At 71.8% G+C, this 16,871-nt stretch carries 15 protein-coding genes; 10 read left to right on the top strand and 5 right to left on the bottom strand.

Annotated elements, in window-relative coordinates; all coding sequences use genetic code 11:
* Positions 1–38: 38 nt before the first annotated feature.
* Positions 39–455: an SsgA family sporulation/cell division regulator gene (locus tag HDC93_RS01445; protein ID WP_031109063.1), complete on the bottom strand. Its 417-nt coding sequence runs from the start codon at positions 453–455 to the stop codon at positions 39–41.
* 305 nt (positions 456–760) lie between these two features.
* Here HDC93_RS01445 and HDC93_RS01440 point away from each other — a divergent pair, with 305 nt between their 5' ends.
* Both HDC93_RS01440 and HDC93_RS01435 read left to right on the top strand, forming a co-directional pair.
* Positions 761–1,807 (top strand): oxidoreductase, encoded by a 1,047-nt coding sequence (locus HDC93_RS01440; protein WP_185006337.1) that lies wholly within the window; start codon positions 761–763, stop codon positions 1,805–1,807.
* A gap of 70 nt (positions 1,808–1,877) precedes the next feature.
* On the top strand, positions 1,878–2,201 hold the full coding sequence (locus tag HDC93_RS01435) for a plasmid stabilization protein (protein ID WP_185006335.1): 324 nt from the start codon (positions 1,878–1,880) through the stop codon (positions 2,199–2,201).
* A 10-nt stretch (positions 2,202–2,211) separates the two neighbouring features.
* Here the strand turns inward: HDC93_RS01435 and HDC93_RS01430 are convergent, their stop codons facing one another.
* Positions 2,212–2,490, bottom strand: coding sequence for a YciI family protein (locus tag HDC93_RS01430; RefSeq protein ID WP_185006922.1), 279 nt, complete (start codon positions 2,488–2,490; stop codon positions 2,212–2,214).
* Positions 2,491–2,555: 65 nt separating this feature from the next.
* On the opposite strand from HDC93_RS01430, the gene mmpA reads away from it, so the two are divergent.
* Positions 2,556–2,702, top strand: a complete 147-nt coding sequence (gene mmpA, locus HDC93_RS01425) for a morphogenic membrane protein MmpA (protein WP_167345880.1) — start codon at positions 2,556–2,558, stop codon at positions 2,700–2,702.
* Positions 2,703–2,707: 5 nt separating this feature from the next.
* Here mmpA and HDC93_RS01420 read toward each other — a convergent pair whose 3' ends face one another.
* Positions 2,708–3,886, bottom strand: a complete 1,179-nt coding sequence (locus HDC93_RS01420; protein WP_185006333.1) for a trans-acting enoyl reductase family protein — start codon at positions 3,884–3,886, stop codon at positions 2,708–2,710.
* A gap of 92 nt (positions 3,887–3,978) precedes the next feature.
* On the opposite strand from HDC93_RS01420, the gene HDC93_RS01415 reads away from it, so the two are divergent.
* The 4 genes from HDC93_RS01415 to HDC93_RS01400 all read left to right on the top strand — a co-directional run bounded on the left by HDC93_RS01415 (position 3,979) and on the right by HDC93_RS01400 (position 9,060).
* Positions 3,979–4,359 carry an MmcQ/YjbR family DNA-binding protein gene (locus HDC93_RS01415; protein ID WP_185006331.1) on the top strand — a complete coding sequence of 127 codons (381 nt, stop codon included), beginning with the start codon at positions 3,979–3,981 and terminating at the stop codon, positions 4,357–4,359.
* A gap of 108 nt (positions 4,360–4,467) precedes the next feature.
* Positions 4,468–5,613, top strand: coding sequence for a CaiB/BaiF CoA-transferase family protein (locus tag HDC93_RS01410; protein WP_185006329.1), 1,146 nt, complete (start codon positions 4,468–4,470; stop codon positions 5,611–5,613).
* Positions 5,614–5,624: 11 nt separating this feature from the next.
* Positions 5,625–6,839, top strand: coding sequence for an acetyl-CoA C-acetyltransferase (locus HDC93_RS01405; RefSeq protein WP_185006327.1), 1,215 nt, complete (start codon positions 5,625–5,627; stop codon positions 6,837–6,839).
* Between the two features lie 34 nt (positions 6,840–6,873).
* A complete protein-coding gene (locus tag HDC93_RS01400; protein ID WP_185006325.1) occupies positions 6,874–9,060 on the top strand; it encodes a 3-hydroxyacyl-CoA dehydrogenase NAD-binding domain-containing protein in 2,187 nt (728 codons plus the stop codon).
* On the opposite strand, the gene HDC93_RS01395 is transcribed toward HDC93_RS01400, so the two are convergent.
* Complete coding sequence (locus HDC93_RS01395) at positions 9,046–9,768, bottom strand: MerR family transcriptional regulator (RefSeq protein WP_185006920.1); 723 nt, start codon at positions 9,766–9,768, stop codon at positions 9,046–9,048. The genes HDC93_RS01400 and HDC93_RS01395 overlap by 15 nt on opposite strands.
* A 218-nt stretch (positions 9,769–9,986) precedes the next feature.
* Here HDC93_RS01395 and HDC93_RS01390 point away from each other — a divergent pair, with 218 nt between their 5' ends.
* Entirely contained in the window at positions 9,987–11,453 is a 1,467-nt protein-coding gene (locus tag HDC93_RS01390) for an amino acid permease (RefSeq protein ID WP_185006323.1), read from the top strand.
* Between the two features lie 443 nt (positions 11,454–11,896).
* Here HDC93_RS01390 and HDC93_RS01385 read toward each other — a convergent pair whose 3' ends face one another.
* Entirely contained in the window at positions 11,897–13,399 is a 1,503-nt protein-coding gene (locus HDC93_RS01385; protein ID WP_185006321.1) for a M1 family metallopeptidase, read from the bottom strand.
* A 234-nt stretch (positions 13,400–13,633) separates the two neighbouring features.
* Between HDC93_RS01385 and HDC93_RS01380 the strand changes: the two genes are divergently transcribed.
* Positions 13,634–15,589, top strand: a complete 1,956-nt coding sequence (locus HDC93_RS01380) for a Xaa-Pro dipeptidyl-peptidase (RefSeq protein WP_185006319.1) — start codon at positions 13,634–13,636, stop codon at positions 15,587–15,589.
* Entirely contained in the window at positions 15,586–16,860 is a 1,275-nt protein-coding gene (locus HDC93_RS01375) for a M14 family metallocarboxypeptidase (RefSeq protein ID WP_185006317.1), read from the top strand. Before HDC93_RS01380 ends, HDC93_RS01375 begins: the two co-directional genes overlap by 4 nt.
* Positions 16,861–16,871 lie beyond the last annotated feature (11 nt).

Below are 16,871 nucleotides of genomic sequence, written 5' to 3'. Positions count from 1 at the left end.
CACCGCCCCGGCTCGGCGCGGCCCCCGGTCCCGTCAGCTCAGCACGCGTCCCGCATCAGCTCGGCGAGACCGTGGTCCAGATCCAGCTGGAGGTGCTCAAGACCGACGGGCACGAGCTCGCTCGTGGCCTCGAGGAACCGGCGGATCTCGCTGGAGCGGACGTGGACCACGGCGGTGCCCTCCGGCGCGTGGAACTCCAGCACCGTGCGGTCGTAGCCGTAGGGCCGCACGCGCACGTCGCCCTGCCCCTCGGCGCCCTTCTGGCCGGCGGCGAGCAGCTCGCGGGAGAAGGTCCAGCAGACCTCGACGCCCTCCAGCGTGGCCGGCGCGGGGAAGGTCATACGGACGGCAAAAGGATCACGCCGGTCGTAGTGAAGCGTCGCGGGAATGCTCGGCATACGCGGCGCGGCGGCGACGAGGCGGGCCTCCACGGGCTGCTCGATGACGATGGACAACGCCTTGCTCCCTTGTGACGGCTGGACGGACACGTCCGGGCGGATGAGACCGGGCATGGGAAGAGACGACGGAATCAGCCAATCCGTGCACACGAATTGCGAGTGACCTCTGTCACCGCGTTCATGCACCGGAGTGACGTGACTCTCCTCGTGTGTCTCCAAGGGCACGTGTGGCGCCCGCCGCACCACGCGGAGCATCCATGAGGCCATCTGGACGGCACCCGGACGGTGGGCTAGCTTCCCCGGCCATGAGGCGCATGGGGAGCACGCGGCGGACGGGACGAACACGCAGCAGGGCGACCGCGATGGCGGTCTGCGCGGCGGCACTGGCAGCCCTGACCGCCGTACCGGCACAGGCACACGAACCCCTGGGCCGGGGGCCGCACTGGGAACTCAAGGACACCGGCGCTCCGCAGGCACGGTTCCGGGGCCTCGCCGCCGTCAGCCGGACCACCGCCTGGGTCGCCGGCACCGGCGGCACCGTCCTGCGCACCACCGACGGAGGGGCGGCCTGGCGCGACGTCTCGCCGCCGGGCGCGGGGGAGTTGCAATTCCGGGACGTCGAGGCGTTCGACGCGCGCCGGGCCGTGGTCCTGGCCATCGGCGCGGGCGAGGCGTCCCGCGTCTACGGCACCGACGACGGCGGAGCGACCTGGACGGAGTCCTTCCGCAACACCGACCCCAAGGCGTTCTACGACTGCCTGGCCTTCTTCGACCACCGTCACGGCCTCGCGATGAGCGACCCGGTGGACGGGAAGTTCCGCATCCTGTCGACCGGCGACGGCGGCCGGAGCTGGAAGGCGCTGCCCGACCGGGGCATGCCGGCCGCGCAGGAGGGCGAGGCCGGATTCGCCGCGAGCGGCCAGTGCCTGGTGACGTCCGGGCCGAAGGACGTCTGGCTGGCCACCGGCGGGGCGCCGCGCGCGCGTGTACTGCACTCCGCCGACCGGGGACGCACCTGGACGGCCACCGACACGCCCCTCCCGGCGGGCGACCCCGCCCGGGGCGTCTTCGCGCTGGCCTTCCGCGACCGCGCCCACGGCCTCGCCGTCGGCGGCGACTTCCGCCCCGACCAGCCCTCGTCGAACGCCGCCGCCCGCTCCTTCGACGGCGGCCGCACCTGGCGCCCGGCCGTCACCGCCCCGCCCGCCTATCGCTCCGGCGTCGCCTGGCTCCCGCACAGCCGCACCGCGGCCCTCGCGGTCGGCCCCACCGGCACCGACCTCACCACGGACGCCGGCCGCACCTGGCGGACCGTCGACACGGGCTCCTACGACACCGTCGGCTGCACCCCGGACCACGGGTGCTGGGCCGCCGGCGAGAAAGGCCGGGTTGCCCGCCTGGAGCACTGAGCATGCGGGGTGCCCTGATCGTTGGCAGTGTGGGTACCCGTTCACTGATCGGGAAAGGAAGTGAGCGGGCATGCCACGCGGTGCGAGCTCCAAGCGCGAGCGCCAGTACGAGCACATCAAGGAGAGTGCGAAGGACCGGGGCGAGAGCACCGGCCGCGCCAAGGAGATCGCCGCGCGGACGGTGAACAAGGAACGCGCCCGCTCCGGCGAGTCGAAGACCGCCAGCCGCACCTCCACCCAGGACATGTCCTCCGGCAAGCGGGGCGGCCAGCGCTCCGGGCAGGGTTCCCGGGAACCCACCTACGACCAGCTGTACCAGGAGGCCAGGCGCAAGGGCGTCGAGGGCCGTTCCGGCATGAACAAGAGCCAGTTGCAGCGCGCACTGGGCAAGTGAGGCGGATGCCTCAGAGGGTCTCCCGGTAGGCATCCAGCGCGGGCGCCGTCTTCGGCGCCGTGAACTCGGTGACGCGGTACGCGCACACGCCCGCGGTGACGAACGGGTCCTTCGCGGTGATCTCCTCGATCCGCGCACGGTCCTCCGCGACGGCGATGATCACCCCGCCGTCGCGGGGGTTCCTGCGCCCGGACGCGAGGAAGACCCCCTGCCGGTCCTGCTCGTCGAGCCACACCACATGCTCCTCCCGCACGGCGTCGACGGCTTCCAGCGGGGCGGGCGGCCGGATCTGAGTACCGGTCCTGAGTACCTGTACGGATGCCCGCCGACGCGCCCCTCGGCAGGCTGGGGAGCATGACAACGCACCGTGCCCCCAAGCCTGTTGCCGGCCCGACCCAGACCGTCGAGCGGGCCGTCACCCTGGGGCTGATCCTCGCCGTGCTGGCCGGGCTCGGCTGGATCGCCGGGATGATCTACACCATCGCCGAGTGGCCGCTGTAGGACCCTCAGCGCGCCGACGCGACGCGGAAGCGGATGCCCGCCGGGCGCAGCCGGTCGATCAGCGTGTTGCCCATCGCCACCGCCGTGGTGACCTGACCCGCCGTCTGCGGAAGGTCGTCGAAGGCGAGGCACAGCGCCGACTCGGCGAACATCTTGGCCGTCTCGTCGTAGCCGGGATCGCCGCCCGAGACCTCCGTGTACACCCGCTGACCGCCGCCTTCACCCACGAAGCGCACGGAGAACCAGCTCTTCGCCCGCTTCTCGGGGCTCGGCCCGTCGCCGGGCTTGAACCGGTCCGACAACCAGCGCCGCGCGGGCGGCACCTGAGCCGCCGCGACCAGCGCGCCGACCGCGGCGACCCCGCCGACCGCGACCGGCAGATGCCGGACGGCCGCGTACTGCCGGTAGCGGAAGTCGGGCCCGTACCGGTCGAGGGCCGACGCCGAGCGCCGCACGATCTGCGGGTCGATGGTCGGCATCGGCAGCGCCCACGCGCCGACCTCTTTGGCGAACCGCGGCCCGCCCAACGGCGCCGAGGCCCGCCGGCCCACCAGCCGCGGCTCGTGCCGCCGCCGGTCCCGGGCGGCCGCCGCCATCTGACGCTGCCGTGCGAACTGGCCGAGCGCGGAGGCGAAGGTCCCGCCCGAGAACGCCGCGTCCGCGGTGACGAAGCCCTCCACGGCCAGCGGCACGTCCTCGGGCAGCTGCTGCACGGTGAAGTACACGCCCAGGTCGTGCGGGATCGAGTCGAACCCGGCGGCGTGCACCAGCCGCGCCCCGGTCTCCCGCGCTCGGGCGTCGTGCCGGACGTACATCAGGTCCACGAACTCCGGCTCGCCGCACAGGTCGAGGTAGTCGGTCCCGGCGTCCGCACAGGCGGCGACGAGCTCCTCGCCGTAACTCACGTACGGGCCGACCGTCGTGGCCAGCACGCGCGCCTTCCCGGCGAGGTCGCGCAGCGAGGCCGGGTCGGAGACGTCCGCCCGCTCCACCCCGACCTTCGCGTCGGCGGGCAGCCGCTCCCGCAGCCGCTCCAGCTTGTCGGCGTTGCGGCCCGCGATCGCCCAGCGCAGCCCCTTCGGCGCGTGGGCCGCCAGGTACTCCGCGGTGAGCGCCCCGGCGAAACTGGTCGCTCCGAAGAGCACGATGTCGTACGGACGGTCCGTCCTGCTTTGCCTGCTCATGACACCCCTCGGTCGTGCAGCCCGTGCCGCTGTCGGTGGCCGAGGCTAGCGTGAGGAGTGCGGAGCTGTGACGACGAGCCCGGAGGACGACGATGGCCGTGCCCAGGAATGCCCTGAAGAAGTGGGAGAAGGTGCGCGCGTTCGCGCTGGGGCTGCCGGACGCCGTCGAGGAGTTCCCCTGGGGCGAGTCCGTCGCGAAGGTCAACAAGAAGGTGTTCGTCTTCCTCGGCGTCCAGGACGGCAGTTACCCCCTGGGGGTGACGGTGAAGCTCAAGGACGAGCCGGCGCACGCCCACGCGCTGGCCTGCCCCGGCGCCGAGCCCGCCGGATACGGCCTGGGCAAGGCGGGCTGGGTGAGCATCCCCCTGGAGCAGCAGGGTGCCCCCGCCGCCGAGGTGCTCTGCGACTGGGTGGAGGAGAGCTACCGGGTGATCGCGCCGAAGCGGCTGATAGTCGTGCTGGACGGAGGCTGACCCGTCCGGCAGATTGCTAAGCGCTTGCTCGTTCGGGTCTTGTGCCGAGTGGAACACGTTCTTAGCATCGCTGGTGTTACATCAGTTGTGTCACAGCATGGGGGCTGGATGACCACGGCAAGGACGCCAGGACACGGTCCGCTCACCGGCGTGCGCGTCGTCGAGCTGGCCGGCATCGGGCCCGGCCCGTTCGCCGCCATGCTCCTGGCCGACCTCGGGGCCGACGTGGTGCGCGTGGACCGGCCCGGCGGCCCAGGGCTCGCGATCGACCCGGCGTACGACGTCACCAACCGCAACAAGCGCTCGGTGGTCGTCGACCTGAAGGCCCCGGACGGCCCGGACCGGGTGCTCGACCTCGTGGCCCGCGCCGACGTCCTCGTCGAGGGCTACCGCCCCGGCGTCGCGGAACGCCTCGGTGTCGGCCCCGGGGACTGTCACGCCCGCAACCCGCGCCTCGTCTACGGCCGGATGACCGGCTGGGGCCAGGACGGCCCGCTCGCCCAGCGTGCCGGGCACGACATCGCGTACATCGCCCCCACCGGCGCCCTCGGCATGATCGGCCGCCCTGACGAACCGCCCGCGGTCCCGGCGAACCTGCTCGGCGACTACGCGGGCGGCTCCCTCTACCTCGTCGTCGGCGTCCTCGCCGCCCTGCACCACGCCCGCGCGAACGGCACCGGCCAGGTCGTCGACGCCGCCATCGTCGACGGCACCGCGCATCTCGCCACGATGATCCACGGCATGCTCGCCGCCGGCGGCTGGCAGGACCGCCGCGGCGCCAACCTCCTGGACGGCGGCTGCCCCTACTACGGCACGTACGAGACGGCCGACGGCCGGTACATGGCCGTCGGCGCCCTGGAACCCCGGTTCTACGCGGAGTTCCTCGCCCTCCTCGGCGTCGAGGACCAGGACGGGGCACGCAAGGACGTCACCCGCTGGGGTGAACTGCGCGAGCAGGTCGCCACCCGCTTCAAAAGCCGCACCAGGGACGAGTGGGCGGCCGTCTTCGACGGCTCCGACGCCTGCGTGGCGCCCGTGCTGTCCCTGCGCGAGGCCCCGCACCACCCGCACCTGGCCGCCCGCGGCACCTTCACCGACCACGGCGGCATCACCCAGCCCGCCCCGGCCCCCCGCTTCTCCGCGACCCCGACCTCCGTCCGCACCGGCCCGGCGCGGCCGGGCGCCGACACGGCGGACGTCGCCCGGGACTGGGACGTCCCCGGGCTCCTCCCGTCGTCCCGAAACCCTCAGTGAAAGGCCCCCTCGTGAGCACCGAAGCGTACGTCTACGACGCGATCCGCACCCCGCGCGGCCGCGGCAAGGCCAACGGCGCCCTGCACGGCACCAAGCCCATCGACCTGGTCGTCGGACTCATCCACGAGATCCGCGCCCGGTTCCCGGACCTCGACCCGGCCGCCGTCGACGACATCGTCCTCGGCGTCGTCGGCCCGGTCGGCGACCAGGGCTCCGACATCGCCCGGATCGCCGCCATCGCCGCGGGCCTGCCCGACACGGTCGCCGGTGTGCAGGAGAACCGCTTCTGTGCCTCGGGCCTGGAGGCCGTCAACCTGGCCGCCGCCAAGGTGCGTTCCGGCTGGGAGGACCTCGTCCTCGCGGGCGGCGTCGAGTCGATGTCCCGGGTGCCGATGGCCTCCGACGGCGGCGCCTGGTTCAACGACCCGATGACCAACCTCGAGGTCAACTTCGTGCCGCAGGGCATCGGCGCCGACCTCATCGCGACCATCGAGGGATTCTCCCGACGCGACGTCGACGAGTACGCGGCGCTCTCCCAGGAGCGGGCCGCCACCGCGATGAAGGACGGCCGCTTCGAGCGGTCCGTGGTCCCGGTCAAGGACCGCAGCGGCCTCGTCGTCCTCGACCACGACGAGTTCCCGCGCCCCGGCACCACCGCCGACTCCCTCGCGGGGCTCAAGCCGTCCTTCGCGGACATCGGCGAACTCGGCGGCTTCGACGCCGTGGCCCTCCAGCAGTACCACTGGGTGGAGAAGATCGACCACGTCCACCACGCGGGCAACTCCTCCGGCATCGTCGACGGCGCCTCGCTCGTCGCGATCGGCTCCAAGGAGGTCGGCGAGCGCTACGGCCTCACCCCCCGCGCCCGGATCGTCTCCGCCGCCGTGTCCGGTTCCGAGCCGACCATCATGCTCACCGGCCCCGCCCCCGCCACCCGCAAGGCCCTCGCCAAGGCCGGACTGACCATCGACGACATCGACCTCGTCGAGATCAACGAGGCGTTCGCGGCGGTCGTGCTGCGCTTCGTGAGGGACATGGGCCTGTCCCTGGACAAGGTCAACGTCAACGGCGGCGCGATCGCGCTCGGCCACCCCCTCGGCGCCACCGGCGCGATGATCCTCGGCACCCTCGTGGACGAACTCGAGCGCCAGGACAAGCGCTACGGCCTCGCCACGCTGTGCGTCGGCGGCGGCATGGGCGTCGCCACCATCGTCGAGCGCATCTGACCCCCTCCCGACGGATCACACGGAGCACCTCCACATGAGCACTGAGTCCACCACCATCCGCTGGGAACAGGACCGCACCGGCCTCGTCACCCTCGTCATCGACGACCCCACCCAGTCCGCGAACACCATGAACCAGGCGTTCCGCGACTCGCTGGCCGCCGTCACCGACCGCCTGGAGGCCGAGAAGGACTCCATCCGGGGCGTCATCATCACCTCCGCGAAGAAGACCTTCTTCGCCGGCGGCGACCTGCGCGACCTCATCCGCGTCACGCCCGAGACGGCCCAGGAGCTGTTCGACGGCGGCATGGCCATCAAGCGGAACCTGCGCCGCATCGAGACCCTCGGCAAGCCCGTCGTCGCCGCCCTCAACGGCGCGGCCCTCGGCGGCGGCTACGAGATCGCCCTCGCCTGCCACCACCGCGTCGCCCTCGACGCGCCCGGCTCCAAGATCGGCTGCCCCGAGGTCACCCTCGGTCTGCTCCCCGGAGGCGGCGGCGTCGTCCGCACCGTCCGCCTGCTCGGCATCGCCGACGCCCTGCTGAAAGTCCTCCTCCAGGGCACCCAGTACAGCCCGCGCCGCGCCCAGGAGAACGGCCTCGTCGACGAGGTGGCCGACAGCCAGGAGGACATGCTCGCCAAGGCCCGCGCCTTCATCGACGCCAACCCCGAGTCCCAGCAGCCCTGGGACAAGCCGGGCTACCGCATCCCGGGCGGCACGCCGGCCAACCCCAAGTTCGCCGCGAACCTGCCCGCCTTCCCGGCCAGCCTGCGCAAGCAGACCAACGGCGCCCCCTACCCGGCCCCGCGCAACATCCTGGCCGCCGCCGTCGAGGGCTCCCAGGTCGACTTCGAGACCGCCCAGGTCATCGAGGCCCGCTACTTCGTGGACCTCGCGGCCGGCCAGACCTCGAAGAACATGATCCAGGCCTTCTTCTTCGACCTCCAGGCCGTCAACTCCGGCGCCAACCGCCCCCAGGGCATCGAGCCCCGCAAGGTCCGCAAGGTCGCCGTCCTCGGCGCCGGGATGATGGGCGCCGGCATCGCCTACTCCTGCGCCCGCGCCGGCATCGACGTCGTCCTCAAGGACGTCTCCCTGGAGGCGGCCCTCAAGGGCAAGGGCTACTCCGAGAAGCTGTGCGCCAAGGCCGTCTCCAAGGGCCGTACGTCCCAGGAGAAGGCCGACGCGCTGCTTGCCCGCATCACCCCGACCGCCGAGGGGCAGGACCTCGCCGGCTGCGACGCCGTCATCGAGGCCGTCTTCGAGGACACCTCCCTCAAGCACAAGGTGTTCCAGGAGATCCAGCACGTCGTGGAGCCCGACGCGCTGCTCTGCTCCAACACCTCCACCCTGCCCATCACCGCCCTCGCCGAAGGCGTGGAGCGCCAGGGCGACTTCATCGGCCTGCACTTCTTCTCGCCCGTCGACAAGATGCCGCTCGTCGAGATCATCAAGGGCGAGCGCACCGGCGAGGAGGCCCTGGCCCGCGCCTTCGACCTGGTCCGGCAGATCAACAAGACGCCCATCGTCGTCAACGACTCGCGCGGCTTCTTCACCTCCCGCGTCATCGGCCACTTCATCAACGAGGGCGTCGCGATGGTCGGCGAGGGCATCGAGCCCGCCTCGGTCGAGCAGGCCGCCGCCCAGGCCGGCTACCCGGCCAAGGTGCTGTCCCTGATGGACGAACTGACGCTGACCCTGCCCCGCAAGATCCGGGCCGAGACCCGGCGCGCGGCCGAGGAGGCGGGCGGCACCTGGACGGCCCACCCCGCCGAGGCCGTCATCGACCGCATGGTCGACGAGTTCGGCCGCACCGGCCGCAGCGGCGGCGCCGGCTTCTACGACTACGGCGACGACGGCAAGCGCACCGGCCTGTGGCCCGGGCTGCGCGAGCACTACACCAAGCCGGGGTATCGGATCCCGTTCCGGGACATGCAGGAGCGGATGCTGTTCTCCGAGGCGCTGGACACCGTCCGGCTGCTGGAGGAGGGCGTGCTGACCTCCGTCGCCGACGCCAACATCGGCTCCATCTTCGGCATCGGCTTCCCGGGCTGGACCGGCGGCGTGCTCCAGTACATCAACGGCTACGAAGGGGGCCTGCCCGGCTTCGTGGCCCGCGCGCGTGAGCTCGCCGAGCAGTACGGCGAGCGTTTCGCCCCGCCCGCGCTGCTGGTGGAGAAGGCGGAGCGGGGGGAGCGGTTCAGCGACTCAGCCCGCGGCTGACCCGCCGGAGCCCGACGGCCCGGTGAGCCACTCGCCCAGCTCTTCCTTCAGCGACCGCTGAAAGGCGGTGAGGAGCGCCTGCACCACCAGAGGGTGCATGTGCGCGGACAAGGAGCGCACGTCCCGCGCGTCGCGCTCGGCCACCTCGCCGCGGAAGAGCTGGGACAGCTCCCGGGCCGCGGCCCGCGTGTGTTCGACGAGGACCTTGCGCGCCGCGAAGATCGCCTCCTGGGAGAGCGGCACGTCCAGCAGCCCGGCGCCGAGCCGGAGCAGGCCGAGGTCGGCCTCGTACCCGCCGTCCGCGGGCCGGACCACGCCCATCGCGGCGAGCCGCTCGACGTCCTCGTCGCCGAGCGGCCGTCCGGCCCGCCGCTCCAGCTCCGCCCGCGTGACCGTCTGGACGGTCTCCGGCGCCCAGGAGGCCACCACGGCCCGGTGGATGGCGAGGTCGTGCGCGCTCAGGTCCGACGGCAGCTGCCGCAGATAGCGCTCGATGCCGGCCAGCGTCATGCCCTGCTGCTGCAACTCCTCGATCAGCGCCAGCCGGGCCAGATGCTCACGCCCGTAGTGCCCCACGCGCCGCGGACCGAGCACCGGCGGGGGCAACAACCCCTTGGTGCCGTAGAAGCGGACCGTGCGCACCGTGACGCCGGCCCGGGCTGCCAGCTCGTCGATCGTGAGGGTCGGCCCCTCGGCGTCGGTCGTCATGTGCAGCAGTATCGCTGTCTCACCCATGCTGTGAAACCTCCCGCGTCCCGGGAGGCGGCAGTGTGAGAAGTCGCGCTCTGTGACGTGCGCCACCGCGTGAGCCGCGGGGCGTGAGGGAAGGTGGCCCCTTGGTCTGTGCCTTTACCGAGGGCACGGACCTTATGTACGTCCGGAAGCCGAGCGTGACCCGCTCGGGCGCACCAGAGAGTGGATCCACCGTGAGCAAGGACGCCGTGAACACGGCTGCGGCCACGCCGCGTACCGATGCGGCCGCAGTGCCCGCGGACGCGGGCGACGCCGGCTACAGCAAGGACCTCAAGGCCCGCCACGTCAACATGATCGCCATCGGAGGCGCGATCGGCACCGGGCTCTTCCTGGGCGCGGGCGGCCGCCTGCACAACGCGGGCCCGGCGCTGGCGATCGCCTATCTGGTCTGCGGCATCTTCGCCTTCTTCGTGGTCCGGGCCCTCGGTGAGCTCGTGCTCTACCGCCCCTCCTCGGGTTCCTTCGTGTCGTACGCGCGCGAGTTCCTCGGCGAGAAGGGCGCGTACATCGCCGGCTGGATGTACTTCCTGAACTGGTCGACCACCGGCATCGCCGACATCACCGCGATCGCGCTCTACACGCACTACTGGAGCCTGTTCACCGACATCCCGCAGTGGGTGCTGGCCCTGGTCGCCCTCGCGGTGGTCCTGGCCGTGAACCTCATCTCGGTGAAGATCTTCGGTGAGATGGAGTTCTGGTTCGCGATCATCAAGGTCGCCACGCTCGTCGGGTTCATGTTCATCGGCATCTTCCTGCTCGCCACACAGCACGAGGTGGGCGGCCAGACCCCGGGCCTGGGCGTCATCACCGACAACGGCGGCGTCTTCCCGCACGGCATGATGCCCGTCGTCCTGGTCATGCAGGGCGTGATCTTCGCGTACGCCGCGCTGGAACTGGTCGGTGTCGCCGCGGGCGAGACCGCCGAGCCGGAGAAGGTCGTCCCGCGCGCGGTGAACTCGATCATGTGGCGGGTGGGCCTCTTCTACGTGGGCTCGGTCGTCCTCCTCGCCCTGCTCCTGCCCGGCTCGGTCTACTCGGCGGACCAGAGCCCCTTCGTCACGGTGCTGTCGAAGATCGGCGTCCCGGCCGCGGGCGACGTGATGAACCTGGTCGTCCTGACGGCCGCCATGTCCTCCCTCAACTCCGGCCTCTACTCCACCGGCCGCATCCTGCGCTCCATGGCCATGGCCGGATCCGCCCCGAAGTTCACCGCGCGCATGAACCGCAGCCAGGTCCCCTACGGCGGCATCCTGCTGACCTGCGGGGTGTGCGTGCTCGGCGTCGGCCTGAACTTCCTCGTGCCGGCCCAGGCCTTCGAGATCGTGCTGAACGTCGCCTCCCTCGGCATCATCAGCACCTGGGTGATCATCATGGTCTGCCACCTGGTCTTCGTCCGCCGCGCCAAGGACGGCCAGGTCACCCGCCCCTCCTTCAGGCTTCCCTTCAGCCCGGTCACGGAGATCACCACGATCGCCTTCCTGCTGGCCTGCCTCGGCATGATGTGGAACGACCCCGAGGTCGGCCGCAAGACCCTCCTCCTCATCCCCCTGATCGCGGCCATGCTGGTCGCGGGCTGGTTCGGCATCCGCCGCCGCGTCTCCCGGGCGGCGGACCAGGAGCTGTCGCAGCTGACGAAGTAGCAGGTCGCGGCCTGTCGGGCGCCCGGCGCTGCCGGGCCCCGGTGCCGGCTCAGCCCTGGCTGTCGAAGGCCCAGCAGGTCCTCGACCCCGGTGGGGAGCAGCCCGAGCACGGACGCTGCCTCGACGACCGCCGGCTACCGCACGTCCGGCTCCCTCGTCAGCAGACTCGCCCTCACATGTCACGGTGTACGGGCCCCACCGTAGACGGCGGGCCCCGTTCGGCAGGCCGGGCGTCACCCTGACGGGGCAGCACGTCGACACCCCGTGCGGGAGGCAGCCCGCCGCCGGGTCGAGCGGGGCGGCGGGCCGGGCGGCGGGTTGCCCGCGGCAGGGTCGCGCCGGACGCCCCCTGCCGCGGGCTTCCCGTCGTGCGGCGTGCGTTGGGCGCCCCCGCACGACAGGCGGAGGTCAGTACCCGTGCACCCCTGCACGACCCGCGGATGTCAGTGCCCGTGCACCCCGTTCGTCGCGGCGATCCGCTTCCACGACCTGGGCTGGGACACGGCCTTCGCTCCCTTGGCGCCCTTGGCCACCGCCGCCGCCCGGGCCGCCGGCACCCCCGGCTTCGAAGGCTGGAACAGCCACGTGTCGAAGAGCGCCGCCAGCGGCTTGCCCGAGACCTCCTCCGCGTACCGCCGGAAGTCCGCCACCGAGGCGTTGCCATGGGCGTACTTCGCGGGCCAGCCCTTGAGGATCGCGAAGAACGACTCGTCACCGATCTTGTTGCGCAGCGCCTGGACGGCCAGTGCGCCACGGTCGTAGACCGCGATGTCGAACTGGTTCTCCGGGCCGGGGTCCCCGGGCTTCACCGTCCAGAACGGGTCGTCGGCCGGATGCGAGGCGTACACGTAGTCGGCGAGTTCCTGCGCGGTGCCCTCGCCCTCGTGCTCGGACCACAGCCACTGCGCGTACCTCGCGAACCCCTCGTTGATCCAGATGTCCTTCCAGCCCTTGAGCGACACCTCGTCGCCGTACCACTGGTGGGCCAGCTCATGGACGACGACCGACGCGTTCGACCCGTTCGCGAACTGCCGCGGGCTGTAGAACGGCCGGGTCTGGGTCTCCAGCGCGTACCCGGTGTTCGTGTTCGGCACGTATCCGCCGAGCGCGCTGTAGGGATACGGTCCGAAGTACCCGGCCAGCCAGTCCGCGATCTCTCCGGTCCGTTCGATGCTCGCCCGCGCCGCACCGGCGTTCGCGCCGAGGTCCTTGCTGTAGGCGTTGAGGACCGGAATGCCGCCCTCGGTCGTGCCGGTCGTGATGTCGAACTTCCCGACCGCGAGCGTGGCGAGGTACGTGGCCTGCGGCTTGTCGGACCGCCAGTTCCAGCGGGTCCAGCCGAGCTTCGAACTCGTCGACTGGAGCGTGCCGCCTGAGATGGCCTGCGTGCCGTCCGGGACCAGCACGGAGACGTCGTAGGTCGCCTTGTCCAGCGGATGGTCGTTGGCCGGGAACCACCACGCGGCCGCCTCGGGCTCGTTCGCCGCGACACCGCCGTCCGGGGTGCGGTGCCAGCTGGTGAAGCCGAAGGCCTGCTTCGACGACGGCACCCCGCGGTAGCGCACCACGACCGTGACGGGCGCGCCCTTGGCCAGCGGAGTCTTCGGCGTGATCTCCAGCTCCTGCTCGCCCGAGGTCCGGAACGACGCCTTCGCGCCGTTGACGCGCACCTCGCCGACGTCCAGCAGGAAGTCCAGGTTGAAGCTCGTCAGGTCCTGCGTGGCGCGGGCCACGAGGGTCGCCGTGCCCTCCAGCTCGTCGGTGGCCGGCTGGTACTTCAGCCGGAGGTCGTAGTGGGAGACGTCGTATCCGCCGTTGCCGTAGGCCGGGTAGTAGGGGTCGCCGATACCCGGCGCGCCGGGGGAGTGGGGGACGGCCGATGCCGGGATCGCCAGCAGGAGAACGGCCGCTGCCAGGGCTCCCGGCGCGATGATTCTGCGGTGCACGCAAGGCTCCAAGTCGTAGGGTCCCGGGGTCTGTCCGGGGTCGGTAAGGGGTCTGTCCGGGGTCTGTCCGGAGCCTATTGACTCCCTGCGCCTCTGATCATGTCCATGGCCCCTTCTGTCACACGATCGCCATTCGGCCGACATGAGACACCCGCCCCGCGGGCGCGTCGATGACACGCCGGTCCGTCAGCCGCCCTCTTCTGAACAGGAGTTCACCGATGTACCGTCCGGCGCATGCCGAAACGCACGCGCTTCACGACCTGGAGACCGCTCGCGACGGCGGCCACGGCCGCCCTCTTGGCCACCCTGCTCACCCCGGCGGCCGCACAGGCCGCCCCGCGCGGGAGTGAACCCGTCCACTCCTACGAGGACGCCATCCGCGAGGCCGTCTGGGTGGACACCGGTCTCGACGGTGACCGGGACGGTAAGCCCGACCGGGTCGCCGTCGACATCGTCCGCCCCCGCGAAACCGCCCGGCAGGGCCGCAAGGTCCCCGTCATCATGGACGCCAGCCCGTACTACTCCTGTTGCGGGCGCGGCAACGAGAGCCAGAAGAAGACCTACGACGCGCAGGGCCGTGTCGCACGGATGCCGCTCTACTACGACAACTACTTCGTGCCGCGCGGCTACGCCTTCGTCGGCGTGGACCTGGCCGGAACCAATCGCTCCGACGGCTGCGTGGACGTCGGCGGCCGCTCCGACATCCAGTCCGCGAAGGCCGTCGTCGACTGGCTGAACGGCCGCGCGAAGGCCTACACGACCCGCACCGGCACCGCCCGCGCCCAGGCCGGCTGGACCAACGGCCGCACCGGCATGATCGGCAAGAGCTGGGACGGCACCATCGCCAACGGCGTCGCCGCCACCGGTGTCAAGGGCCTGAAGACCATCGTCCCGATCAGCGCCATCTCCTCCTGGTACGACTACTACTTCCAGCAGGGCGCCCCCCTCTACGACTCCGGCCCCGAGTGGCTGTCGGACTACGTCGACAGCCCCGACGCCCGCGCCAAGTGCGCGGCCGTCCAGCACAAACTCGTCGACGGCGCGCCGCGCACCGGCGACTGGACCCCGCTGTGGAGCGAGCGCGACTACGTCAAGGCCGCGCGCAAGGTCAAGGCCAGCGTGTTCCTGGTCCACGGCATGCAGGACCTCAACGTCCGCATGAAGCACGTCGGCCCGTGGTGGAACGCCCTCGCGAAGAACGGCGTCGAGCGCAAGATCTGGCTGTCCCAGACCGGCCACGTCGACCCCTTCGACTTCCGGCGCGGCGCATGGGTCGAGACGCTGCACCGCTGGTTCGACCACGAACTCATGGGCATCGACAACGGCATCGACCGTGAGCCCATGGCCGACATCGAGCGCGCCCCCGGCCAGTGGGACACCTCCCGGGTCTGGCCGCCGAGCGGCACCCGCACCGCCACCCTGCGCCCCGACCGCGGCGCCCAGGCCGGCGTCGGCACCCTCGGCCTGCGCCGCGGTCACGGCACCGCGAGCTTCACCGACGACCCGAAGCTGAGCGAGACCGACTGGGCCGCGCAGATCGACAAGCCCACACCGGAGAAGGCCGGATTCACCACCCGGACGCTCACCCGGGACCTGCGCCTGTCCGGCCCCTCCGAGGTGACCGTCACCGTGACGCCCTCCACCCCGACGGCGCACCTTTCCGCCGTCCTCGTGGACCTCGGCCCCGCCACGATCCGCGACTACGCCGACGCGGGCGAAGGCATCACCACCCTGACCGACCGCACCTGCTGGGGCGCAAGCACCACGGCGGACAGCTCCTGCTTCAAGGAGACGAAGGCGAAGACCGCCGACGTCGACTACACGGTCGTCAGCCGCGGCTGGGCCGACCTCGGCAACCACGCCTCCGACCACAAGGGCTCCCCGCTCACCCCGGGCAAGCGGTACACGATCACCCTCGACCTCGCGGCGACCGACCATGTCGTCCCGAAGGGCCACCGTCTGGCGCTGATCGTCGCGGGCACCGACCAGGGCCTCATCGATCCTCCCGCCGACAAGCCGAAGCTCACCCTCGACCTCTCCCGCACCTCGGCGCGCGTCCCGTTCACCGGCGGGGCCACCGCCTTCGCCCGCGCCACCACGGGCGCCGCCACCGCCACCCCCGATGCCACGTTCCTGGACGGCGTCCGGGAGCCGCGCACCACCCACCGTGTCCCGGAGGCGAGCCAGTGATCCGTGCAGGCGCCCTGATAGCGACCACCGCGGCCCTCACGGCCTCGCTGGTCGCCGCACCCGCACAGGCGGCCGGCGACCCCCCGCCCCGCACCGGCTTCGAGCAGTCGAACGGTGCCCGCTGGACCACCCAGCCCGAGGAGCAGGACTTCCTCAAGGCCGTCGACCGGTCGAGCGGCCGCGTCTCCTTGACCCGCTTCGGCACGACGAAGCAGGACCGCCCGCTCCAGCTCGTGCGGATCGGCAGCCGTCCGAGCTCCAACAAGGTGCTGCTCGTGTGCAGCCAGCACGGCGACGAGCCCTCCGGCCGCGAGGCCTGCCTGACCACCGTCCGCGACCTCGCGTACGCCCGCGACAGCCGCACCCGGCGCTTCCTGGACCGCACCACGGTCCTGGTCGTGCCCACCGCCAACCCGGACGGCCGGGCCGCGAACACACGCGGCAACGGCGACGGCGTCGACATCAACCGCGACCACCTCGCCCTGAAGACCGCCGAGGGGCGCGCCCTGGCCGCCGTCATCCGCGACCAGCGCCCCGACATCGTCTACGACCTGCACGAGTACGGCGCCACACCCCGGTACTACGACAAGGACCTCTTCGACCTGTGGCCGCGCAACCTCAACACCCACGAGGCGGTCCACGACGAGGCGCGGACCCTGTCCGAGGCGTACGTCCGCCCCGCCGCCGAGCGGGCCGGCCACTCGACCGGCACCTACGGCATCTGGACCGACCCGGAGACCGGTGAGCCGGTCAAGCAGGTCGCCGGAGACGGACAGGAGCGCATTCTGCGCAACATGTCCGGTGTGAAGCACTCCGTCGGGCTGCTCATCGAGAGCCGGGTGGACCCGCTGACCGACGCGGAGAAGACGGACGAGGCGCTCAACAACCGGCGTCGGGTGACCTCCCAACTGGACGCCCTCAGGGGCATGTTCGGGTATACCGATCAGCGCCGCGCGCGCATCGAGGCGACGACGGCGAGGGCCCGGCTCGCGGGATACGCCGACACGGGGCCCGTGTACATCGGGGGTGCCGACAACGATCAGCCCGAATCGGATGAAATCATCCCGAACCCACCCTGTGGCTACCGGCTCACCGCCGCCCAGTTCACCGAGGTCGGCGACGAACTCGCCCTGCACGGAGTGCGCGTACGCAAGGACGCCGACGGCGTGCTCGTGCCCCTGCGCCAGCCCCTGCGGGCGCTCGTGCCCCTGCTGCTCGACGACCGGGCCGAGTACCACCTGACAGGAGGTTCATACGAAACCGCATGTTGAGAGGGGTGAAA

The organism is Streptomyces sp. AK010 (genome assembly GCF_014207295.1).
In the GTDB taxonomy this organism is placed as follows: Bacteria; Actinomycetota; Actinomycetes; order Streptomycetales; family Streptomycetaceae; genus Streptomyces; species Streptomyces massasporeus.
This window is presented reverse-complemented; position numbering and strand designations above follow the sequence as displayed.